This window comes from Spirillospora sp. NPDC052269 (genome assembly GCF_040679435.1).
In the GTDB taxonomy this organism is placed as follows: Bacteria; Actinomycetota; Actinomycetes; order Streptosporangiales; family Streptosporangiaceae; genus Spirillospora.
In genome coordinates, this window is sequence record NZ_JBFAUU010000033.1 from 66,571 (window position 1) to 75,832 (window position 9,262).

The window sequence follows — 9,262 nt, forward strand, 5'->3', positions numbered from 1 at the left end:
CATAAGGTCACGGATAGGCATCGAGAGTGCCAAACCACCTGCCAGCCAGGGGCTGTAGGGCCTGAAGATCATCTGGATGAACCCTGGACAGTTGCAAGATCGTTACCCAAGGAAGTCCCCCCAGTCGCGGGTACACCGGTCAGCGCGATGCAGGCGCCATGCACCTCGCCACCCCCAGGGAGAACTAGCGATGCCGGTGAACCGAGGTGACGGGCCCACGCCTCCGGCTTCTGGCCGATCACACCGATGGAGCGAACCCCACCCCTCCAAGGGACGGCGGGCGGCACGGATGCCGCAGCCGATGTCATGGGGTGACCAGACAGACCCCACATGTCCAGTTTGTGCCTCAGTGTGCTTATCTTGGTGCCGCAGAAATTCGGACATCAGGGGGATCAGCGAGACTCGACCAGGGAGCGGCTGATGTAGAGGCGAGGACGGTCCACCGCACGATCCAGCAGGTGGCGGCACGGCTAGCCGTTACGACCTCATCACAGCTCGCCGAACGACGTACTTCACGCCGCTTGCCCCCGAGCCCTCCAGGCACCACGGTCTCCGATGCCTAGCGGCGCTCAGCAGCAACCGCCGTCAACGCACTACCCCGCCACCTTCTGCCCTGAATACCTATGCAGGCGTTCGGAAGCTGGCGGCCATCGCACATGCCCCCCAGGGCAGTTGTGTCCCTATCCCGCCTCTGCCGACCCCACCGCGAACCACCCAGCCGCACTTTTATGTGCACGAGCTCGGAGAGCCCCGCCACCATGCAACGCCATCGGCCCCTCGCCATCACCAGCACTATCGGCCTGCTCGCCTGCCTCACCTTGACGGCTTGCGGCGGCACTGCCGCGGACCGCTCTGCGGGCGCGACGCGCCGTAACGCATCCGCGCCCCCCTCCACCGCTCAAGCAGATCCAGCAGCCCCCGGCAAATCCGATCTCGCAACGAAGATCAAATCCGAACCCGACGTCCGCCGCCTGCCACCCGCCTTCGCCACCTGCTACGCCAACTGGCTGTACACCTACATTCAGCCCGCAATGCTGACCGCCTACGTACAGGGAAAGATCGACCTTGGCAGCATCGGCGGCGAGCACAGTCTCAAGAACCCCAAGGATCCGCGCCTTACCACCGACATGCAGGCATGCGCCGCCAAGGCACAGCCCAAGTAAGTCCCTCCTCTTGAGGGATCTCAATTTGGACTTTCTGTCGACGCGCCGCGCCGCATAGGCAAGTTGGGAGCCTGGAGCTACAAAGGTGTGATGTCTCCCGCTGTGGGCGAGCAGCCCCTCAGCCCTAGGCGCCCTTCACCCGGCGACAGGGAAACGGTGCTCAAGCAAGGACCGGACCGCGGACAGAGTGCCGTACCCGTAGCTTCGGAGGCTGCCCGCGACGTCGCGGGCAGATCAGTGCGATCGGGTGCCCGTCCTTGCTGGCCTCCTTGTGCCATGCTCGCGGAAGTACGAGGTGTGAGGAGGGGCCCCGGAACTTGTGGTGCCGGATGCGTGAGATGAGCCGCGAGACCCCCCTTGACGCCGACAGCCCTGCTGCCCGGGTTGCAGCACCTGGCCTCCAGGGCGAGCTCTACGGGGGCGTGATCGGCTGGTGGCCCGAGCGGCCACTCACCGGCGGCGTCGCGACCGCCGTCACGGATCTGCCGGGTGAGGTGCGTCGGATCTTCCGGGCACGTCCATAGCTAGGATTGCGGATGAACCGGAAGATCCGAGGCACCTCAGGTCGGCATCGCCCGACTTCTTGACCAGACGCCCCCAGCGCGGGCTCCTGTTGAATGCTCGCCCGATCTCCGCTCCGGACGGCAGCTGGCCGTCGGGTCCCCGGCGCGCCAGTGCCCATTGCCACGCCTCTTGCTGAAGGTGCTGGCCCCGTGCGGGCAGGACATGTACTCCCTCATCTGCTGCTTCGCCGGGTACTTCTTGCGGGGAAAGAGGATCGGGGCGCTCGCCTCGGCACAAGCGGCCGTGGCGTAGTTGGCTCATGAGCATCTCGTAAGCACCAACAAGCGCGAAGGAAGGCCAGGCCGCCACAACGCGCCCTGTGATGGTCGGTTCGGCCACCGCAATATTCGCGGCGAGGGACGCCAGGCTGCCAAGGATCAGGAAGGTCCAGGCCAGGCAACTCTCGTTCCGGCCCGCCCGGTTGGCAGACAGGATCGACATGGACGCCGCCACAATCATCCCGTCGACCGAGACCGGGATCAGCGCGGCCGTCAGCGCCGATTCGCCGTGGTTCAGGGCCAGCCGGTGCATGTGGCGGTAGGACACGATGGCCGCGATCACGGCGAGGAGGCCCACCGACGCGCTCGTGGTCACGCGAATGACGCGATCCTCGGTGAAAGGCACCTGGCTCATCGCGCGCCTCCCGCCTCGTTCTCATGCGCGGAACGACGGCCTCCACGACGACGCGGCAGCGGACGCTGGACCTCCAGGACCAGTTGCCGGTCTCCGTCAGTGGCGGGAGACACAGGAAGCTGCTGGTCAGGGGTGGTCTGCTTCGCTTCCCTTGTTCGAGGTGCCGGGCAGGGGGCACCTTTCCGGACTAAAGAGAACCTCGGTTGACCAGGCATGACACCTGGCGCCGGGGTTTTTTGTTTGTGTGGTCGAGTGCCGCTCGAAGCAGCCGTTTGTCACCATCCACGGAACGGCTTCCCCGCCATTTCCGCAGGCCAGCACAACCAAAAGAGCCCGACGCGGAAGTGAGACTGCCACCGGCCAAGAAAGCCTGATCCGTACCGTCGACGGCGATCAGCGGTAGACGACAGGGGCACACAGGCCGCTGAACATGCTGAGCGGGTCGGTGCGGGCCGGAAGGTCGGCGCCAACGAGTGGTGCGAGAGAGTGCTGCCCATGGCGGATCTGAGGGTGACGTACGACAAGCAGGCGAACGCCGCATACATCTACTTCAGTGATCCGCAGAAGGCAGCCCCCATGGTGAAGTCGATGTATCCGTGCGACCCGGTCGAGGTCGACGGAATGATCAACTTGGACTTTGATGAGGAAGGGCGTCTTCTCGGCGTGGAGGTCCTGGCAGCCCGCTCCAAGCTGCCCCAGTACCTTCTTGACGCGGCGGAGCGACTGGATGCCGAGCCCGCTTGAACCACCCGGTGGAGCCCGGACCGGCCAGTTCCTCACACCTCAGGTGTAGCTGTCGCCGTAGTCGCCCATGGCTTCGCGGAACTCCGGCGAGCGGACGTGGTCGAGCAGATCCACCAGGTCCTGCAGCCCGGAGGCGTCGATCCAGAGAGGCCGCATGCACCCGCCGCGCGAACTCTTCCCGGGCTGCCTTGCCGTCTTCTTCAAGCATCCAGTCCACGATCGAGGCGTTCCGCCGGGTCGATGCTGCTTCAGCGCGGCGCCAGATCCGGTGGGTCCCGTCTTGGTCAGCAGGCGAAGCAGACGCGCGCGAGCTTCTCGGATCATCGGTTTCCCCCTGCCTTGTCGTGTCGGCCGTCCGGCACGTCATCGGTGACCAGACGATCCAGCGCGTTCCTGGCATGGCCCAACAGCCGCTGTGCCCCACCCAAGGTGTCGGCGGACGAGTTCAGGTTCACCATGGCGTCATCGAGTGCGGGCCGGACCTCTCCGGCTCTTGCCGTACCGTCCCTGCTCGCGGCGTCATAGGCGGACTGCAACTCGCTCTCGATCGCCCACAACACGCCCAGAAGCTGATCGAAGGTCTCAAAGAGCAGGTCCAGCAGAAACCCCGACTTGTCCACCGACCGTGAAGCCCACACGCCGAGCGGAGTTTGGCCGTTACATCGGCCATGGCCTCGGCAATCGGCAGCGCCGACACGTCCGGTTCAGCGGGACGGGTGGTCGCCTGACCGTTGGGGGCGGGACGGCGGAACAGGGCCGCGTCCTCTCGTGCTTGGCCATGGCCATTCATCCGCTTGCGCGCAACTCCCGAGGACTGCTCGCTTCCACCAGACGCAGGCCCCCACGCGCCCGCACCAGCGCCCACCATGAGCGTGTGTGTGTGCCAAACCAGGCCGACACGACGCACCCGAACTCCGACTGGATCGCCCGCGTCACCAGTCCCACATGCACTGCGGCTGGAAGGTCCGACTGAACGAACCCGCTCTGAGTGGCCGGATGCCCTGCGGGTCGAACGGCTGTCGGGTCAATGCGGCGGGGACGGTCGCTGTGCATTACGGCAGCGGGACGTCGGCGAAGGGCACCGCCAGCACATGCGCGATCGCGTCGGCCGCCCGCTTCGATTCGTCCGCCGGGCACAGCGGCTCCAGCTCCGGAGGCGCGTTGCGTTCGCCTCCCGTCCAGGCCCACCACCACCGGAGCTCGTGGCCCGGCCCGTTGGGACGGCACCACACCTCCTGGTTCAGCCCCGGAGACATCAGGGCGCCCAACTTGTCGTCCGGGGCAGGATCACCGGCCGGGTTGCGCGCCCACACCGCCCCATGACTGTGGACCCGGGGCGTCAGACCACGTGCCTCCAGCTCAGCGACCAGGGCACGCGCAGCCGGAGCCCACGCCGCCGCCTCATCCATCGTCAGAATCAACTCACTCACCGCGAACCCCTTCACCGTGGAAGCGGGACCGATGCCAGGCGTCCATCACTGGGTAGAGATGGCGACTCGCTCCTTGGGGGAAGGCAGATCGCGAGCCTTCTCCGATCTCATGCCGTCAGCATCGGTCCCGCGGCTCATCACGTGCTCAGGCACAGCGCGGGTGGGCGGGACCGGCGGCGTTCCTCGTGGATCTTTCTGCACCCCACCGCCGCCGGCCCCGCGGTTCATCACGCCGCTCTTGCCGAGCGTTCCGCGCGGCATTTGAAGAGGTCAGGGCGGGCCGAAGCCCACTTCCAACCACGCCCCCGGCAGCCATTGCACCGTCCGGACTCACACTGATCCGTCATGCCTTCAAGGCTTCTAGTTGATCAGGGCTCTTCCCATTTCCTACTACTCCCTCGCACTGAATTTCACTGCACTGGTGGCCGCGAAACGGACATCTCCCCTGTCAGACTGAGCGCATGGCCGAACTGAATGGTGCTCCAGTGGGACCCGATGAACTGAAGGCGTTGGCTCTGGTCAACTACGGGCATTTCACGTCCATGCGAGTGGAAGATCAACAAATTCGCGGGCTTTCGCACCACATCGAGCGGTTGGTTCGCGACTGCCGGGTTCTCTTCTCAGCGGAATTGGACCGCGACCAGGTCCGCGAGTACATCCGTCAGGCCGTGGTCGGCCGCGATGGCGCGTTCGTCGTGCGTGCCACCATCTTCGATCCTGCGCTTGAGCTTGGTCGTCCGGCGGACTCTGCGGAGCCCAGCGTCCTGGTCACATCCCGACCCTGCGGTTCGCTCCCGTCCCCTCCGATGCGCGTACAGACGGTCCGCTACGTGCGCGATCTCCCCGAGGTGAAGCACATCGGCCTGTTCGGCGCTCTCTGGCATCGCCGCAGCGCCCAGCTCGACGGGTTCGATGACTGCGCCTTCACCGACGCGGACTCGTTCGTCTCCGAGGGAGTGACCTGGAACATCGGCTTCTACGACGGCAGCCGCGTGATCTGGCCCAACGCCGACGTCCTCCCCGGCGTGACGATGCGCCTGCTTCAGCAGGTGCACGAAGAGACCACGCTTGGTCCGGTCAACCTCTCGGACCTACCACGCATGGAAGCGGCATTCGCGACGAACACCACCATCGGCGTTCGTGCCATCACTGCGATCAACAACATCGAATTTCCGGCTGAACATCCCATCTTCGATAGCCTTCGGAAGGAGTACGCAGAGATCCCGGCCGAATCCCTCTAGTGCCCCGTCCGCACCCCACGGAGCATCCTCCGATGAAGATCACGGTCCAGAACTGGACTGGCCGGGAAGCGCGCGCCCTCCGCGAGGCCCGGCGCATGAGCATTCGCGAGTTCGCCGCGAAACTCGGCATGAGCGAGCGGATCATCTCGAAATGGGAAAAGAGGGGCGAAGACATTCGCCCGAAACCCGTCACTCAGCAGACCCTGGATCTCTTCCTGGCGTCCGCCACGGCAGAGGAGCAGGCAAGGTTCGCCGAGATGATCGGGTACCCGTCGTCCGAACGCTCCCCCCAGGAGGCGAGCTTGAACGCCGACCCGGCAGCAGGCGCCGAAGGTGAGCCCGACATCCCCGTTGGGGACGAGCACCAGGTCCGCCACCCCGTCGACGGCAAGCTGATGACCCTGGTCGAGTCCGGGGTGTACTTCGCCGGCCCCGAGAACGAGCCGGTCTACCTTCCGGCGTTCTACATCGACGTGTTCCCGACGACGAACGCCGACTACGCGAGGTTCGTAGCCGCCACGGATGCCAAGCCGCCCCAGCACTGGGAGAATGGCGAACCGTCGTCCGAGTTGCTGAACCATCCGGTCGTCTTCGTGACGTGGCACGACGCCAGCGCCTACGTCCAGTGGTGCACAAAGAGCCTCCCCACCAGCCAGCAGTGGGAAAAGGCCGCCCGAGGAGCCCGCGGAGACATCTACCCCTGGGGCAACCAGCGGCCCCCCGCGGAGGTCAACTGCCGCGAACACGGGATCAGGAACACCACCCCGGTCGACTGCTACGCCAGCGGCGTCAGCCCCTACGGCGTCTACGACATGTGCGGCAACACCTGGGAGTAGTGCTCCACCCCAACAACGTCCGGTCGACACGAGCTAAAGGGCAGCACGTTCACAAGCCCCTTCCTGCGCTGCACACCCTCCGAGTTCAACGACGCCTCAGCCGACATGCTCGACGACGACACCCGCTTCCGCTGCGTCACCCCGGCCAAAACCATGCGTGCCCTACTCAACATGAAAAGCTGACACGCTCGCTGAACCATCGGGCATCTGATCATCCAGTTGTTTGCAACGTTGAACTCAGCGCCCCGGCCCAGAAGCTCAGCCAGCGAATCGATCCGCATCATCTGAGCCCTGTCAGTCACTCAGCTTCACAGACTCATGCCACGTATGTGTCCCGGCCGCCCGTGGGCTCCTGCCGCGCATGGTGATCACGCTTGCCATGCGCGGCTGGAGTGATCACTTCGCGGGGCAGAACAGCGATTTGAGGGCGTTGGCGATGCGCGACGGCACGGTGCCGCGCTCGGCGTTGTCCATGGACAGGGTGAGGGACACGGCGAGCTGCAGGCGGCCGTCGGATGAGGTGAGGGTGGCGGCGGTGAAGCCGGGGGCGCTGCCTCCGCCTCCGGGAGCGAACTCAGGGTCGCCAGAGCACGGGCCGCCCGCAGGCGGCGACGGCTGGCCAGGCGGCGGATCGGTGATCACTTTGGTCAGGGGCGCCGGGAGAAGTTTGCCCTGACGGAAGGCGCGCTGGAAGACACTCATCTCGCGCGCGGTGGAAATCACGCCGCCGGCGCCGAGCATGGTGGTGGCGTTGATCTTGTCGACATCGCGCATCGCGCCCGTGTCGTCCGGGGCGTAGCCGTGCGCGTGCGGGCCTTTGATGCCCTCGGCCGCCTTGGTGGGCAGGTAGGTGTGGCGCATGCCGAGCGGGGTGAAGAGCCTCCGGTTGAGTTCGGTCGCCAGTGACCTCCCGGACAGTTTCTCGATGATCATGCCGAGCAGGATGTAGTTGGTGTTGGAGTAGTTGAAGGCCCCGATCTCGGCGGGCCGGGGGTGCTTGCGCGAGGCGGCCAGCAGGTCGGTCGGGCGGTAGTCACGCGTGGGGTCGGAGGTGTCCGGGCCGATGTAGTCGGGGATGCCCGAGGTCAGCTGGATCAGGTTGCGGACGGTGATCTCGTCGGCCCGCTCCACCATGTCCTCTTCCGCCACCTCCGGCAGGACCTCGCTGAGTCTGTCGTCCAGGCTCAGCTTGCCTTCCTTGACCAGCTGCAGCACCACGGCCGCGGTCATGGTCTTGGTCTGGGAGCCGATCCGGTAGCGGGCGGTCGACGGAATCGCGCCGCCCTTACCGTCGAGTAGCCGGGATCCGGCTGATCCTTTTCCGACCAGCTTGCCGTCCACGTACACCTCGCCGATGGCACCCACCACGTGGCCCGTCTTCACCAGGTCGTCCATCGCCTTCTGCACATCCCCAACCTTGACGGGGGCCGCGGGCGTCGAGGCGGTAGCGGGTGGAGCCGCGCTCAAGAACAGCACCGCGCACGCCAGCGGGGCTGCGCCAGTGAGCGTCGCTCGACGTCGAATCATGAAGTCTCCCTCTTCAGGCCCGAATACTCGGCTGTCGAGCCACAAGTTCTAACGAGGGCGGTGTTTCCTCGGCGTAACCAGTGCAGGGCCAGGTCAGAGCACAGGAGCGGACTCCAGACACCCATGCGCCCCGGCTGTCATGAGCTGGAGGGTGGTGATCACGACTGGCATGGGTGTGGCGCGAGTCCTTGCCGAATTCGGCCGTTTGGGATCAAGGGCGGCGGCGCTCACGCCGTTGGCGCGACCCGCCGCCAGCGCGGCCGGAGCGTGCGGCGTGGGCGCCGGTCACCGGCCCCACGCGCCCGGCCGCGCATCGGCGACGGCCCGGCCCTGCCGTCCGGCCAACGGGCAAGCCCGGTCTTCGGGTGCCTTCGGCATTGGCAGACCGCCTGCTCACGGAGTCGCGACATGTTCAGCGGGGCTGGCCGCCGTGCCTGTTCCACTTGCCGAGGTGGCTGAGGGTTCGTTCGCAGGCGATTCGGACGGCGAGCACGAGCACCAGGCCGACGCCGAGTAGGGCGGGCGCAGCCAATCAGCGACACAGAGTGGCGGCGGTGCAGTGGGTGTGGGAGGCCGGTGGAGCGAGCTCGAACCAAGGGGCTTCGCAGCCCCCTGGACCCCTGCGGGCCGGAGTGCCCGTTCGCGCGATTCTGTCTGTCACGCCGTCTCGCCGTTCGCGCGAACGAGCACTCCGGATGGTCGGGTGAGGTGCGGCGGCACCGGTGTTGGTTCACAATGCTGCGATGACGTCAGACGTCCGGCTTGGTCCGAGAGACCGTCCCTATCCCTGCCCCTGCTGCGGGTTTCTGACGCTTGCCGAACGCGGTGGGTACGAGATCTGCCAGGTCTGCTTCTGGGAGGACGACGGCCAGGACGATCCCGATGCCGACACGGTGCGAGGCGGTCCGAACTACGCGCTCAGCCTCACCGCTGCACGCCGTAACTTCGCCCGGTTCGGAGTTGTGGAGCGTCGGTGGCTCCAGCACGTCCGGGACCCGCGGCCAGAGGAGCACCCCGTCCAGGACCTCGGCTAGTGCGCTGACCACATACGTTCGCCGGGTCTGGTGACACGCCGGATGGCGTCCGCTGTGTCGGGGCGTGTGGGGTTCACTGTCGATGGTGAG

9 protein-coding genes are annotated in these 9,262 nt (G+C 66.2%); 5 read left to right on the forward strand and 4 right to left on the reverse strand.

Going from position 1 to position 9,262, the window contains the following annotated elements; all coding sequences use genetic code 11:
• Positions 1-758 precede the first annotated feature (758 nt).
• The gene (locus AB0L06_RS42010) at positions 759-1,163 is read left to right on the forward strand and encodes a hypothetical protein (RefSeq protein WP_500237209.1); all 405 of its coding nucleotides are present in this window, start codon (positions 759-761) and stop codon (positions 1,161-1,163) included.
• A 474-nt stretch (positions 1,164-1,637) separates the two neighbouring features.
• Here AB0L06_RS42010 and AB0L06_RS42015 read toward each other — a convergent pair whose 3' ends face one another.
• Positions 1,638-2,360 (reverse strand): DUF2637 domain-containing protein, encoded by a 723-nt coding sequence (locus AB0L06_RS42015; RefSeq protein ID WP_500237210.1) that lies wholly within the window; start codon positions 2,358-2,360, stop codon positions 1,638-1,640.
• Between the two features lie 495 nt (positions 2,361-2,855).
• Here AB0L06_RS42015 and AB0L06_RS42020 point away from each other — a divergent pair, with 495 nt between their 5' ends.
• The gene (locus AB0L06_RS42020; protein WP_500237212.1) at positions 2,856-3,104 is read left to right on the forward strand and encodes a DUF2283 domain-containing protein; all 249 of its coding nucleotides are present in this window, start codon (positions 2,856-2,858) and stop codon (positions 3,102-3,104) included.
• Positions 3,105-3,424: 320 nt separating this feature from the next.
• Here the strand turns inward: AB0L06_RS42020 and AB0L06_RS42025 are convergent, their stop codons facing one another.
• Entirely contained in the window at positions 3,425-3,724 is a 300-nt protein-coding gene (locus tag AB0L06_RS42025; protein ID WP_500237215.1) for a hypothetical protein, read from the reverse strand.
• A 432-nt stretch (positions 3,725-4,156) separates the two neighbouring features.
• On the reverse strand, positions 4,157-4,534 hold the full coding sequence (locus AB0L06_RS42030; RefSeq protein ID WP_500237217.1) for a hypothetical protein: 378 nt from the start codon (positions 4,532-4,534) through the stop codon (positions 4,157-4,159).
• A gap of 461 nt (positions 4,535-4,995) precedes the next feature.
• Here AB0L06_RS42030 and AB0L06_RS42035 point away from each other — a divergent pair, with 461 nt between their 5' ends.
• Together AB0L06_RS42035 and AB0L06_RS42040 are read left to right on the forward strand one after the other, a co-directional pair.
• Positions 4,996-5,775: an aminotransferase class IV family protein gene (locus AB0L06_RS42035; protein ID WP_500237219.1), complete on the forward strand. Its 780-nt coding sequence runs from the start codon at positions 4,996-4,998 to the stop codon at positions 5,773-5,775.
• A 32-nt stretch (positions 5,776-5,807) separates the two neighbouring features.
• Positions 5,808-6,611 (forward strand): SUMF1/EgtB/PvdO family nonheme iron enzyme, encoded by an 804-nt coding sequence (locus AB0L06_RS42040; protein ID WP_500237220.1) that lies wholly within the window; start codon positions 5,808-5,810, stop codon positions 6,609-6,611.
• A gap of 396 nt (positions 6,612-7,007) precedes the next feature.
• On the opposite strand, the gene AB0L06_RS42045 is transcribed toward AB0L06_RS42040, so the two are convergent.
• Positions 7,008-8,183, reverse strand: coding sequence for a serine hydrolase domain-containing protein (locus AB0L06_RS42045; protein WP_500237221.1), 1,176 nt, complete (start codon positions 8,181-8,183; stop codon positions 7,008-7,010).
• 698 nt (positions 8,184-8,881) lie between these two features.
• Here AB0L06_RS42045 and AB0L06_RS42050 point away from each other — a divergent pair.
• Positions 8,882-9,172, forward strand: a complete 291-nt coding sequence (locus AB0L06_RS42050) for a CPCC family cysteine-rich protein (protein ID WP_500237223.1) — start codon at positions 8,882-8,884, stop codon at positions 9,170-9,172.
• Positions 9,173-9,262 lie beyond the last annotated feature (90 nt).

Coding starts and splice junctions, on each gene's coding strand:
- AB0L06_RS42010 (WP_500237209.1), top strand. CDS start 759: ATGCAACGCCATCGGCCCCTCGCCATCACCAGCACTATCGGCCTGCTC.
- AB0L06_RS42015 (WP_500237210.1), bottom strand. CDS start 2,360: ATGAGCCAGGTGCCTTTCACCGAGGATCGCGTCATTCGCGTGACCACG.
- AB0L06_RS42020 (WP_500237212.1), top strand. CDS start 2,856: ATGGCGGATCTGAGGGTGACGTACGACAAGCAGGCGAACGCCGCATAC.
- AB0L06_RS42035 (WP_500237219.1), top strand. CDS start 4,996: ATGGCCGAACTGAATGGTGCTCCAGTGGGACCCGATGAACTGAAGGCG.
- AB0L06_RS42040 (WP_500237220.1), top strand. CDS start 5,808: ATGAAGATCACGGTCCAGAACTGGACTGGCCGGGAAGCGCGCGCCCTC.
- AB0L06_RS42050 (WP_500237223.1), top strand. CDS start 8,882: ATGACGTCAGACGTCCGGCTTGGTCCGAGAGACCGTCCCTATCCCTGC.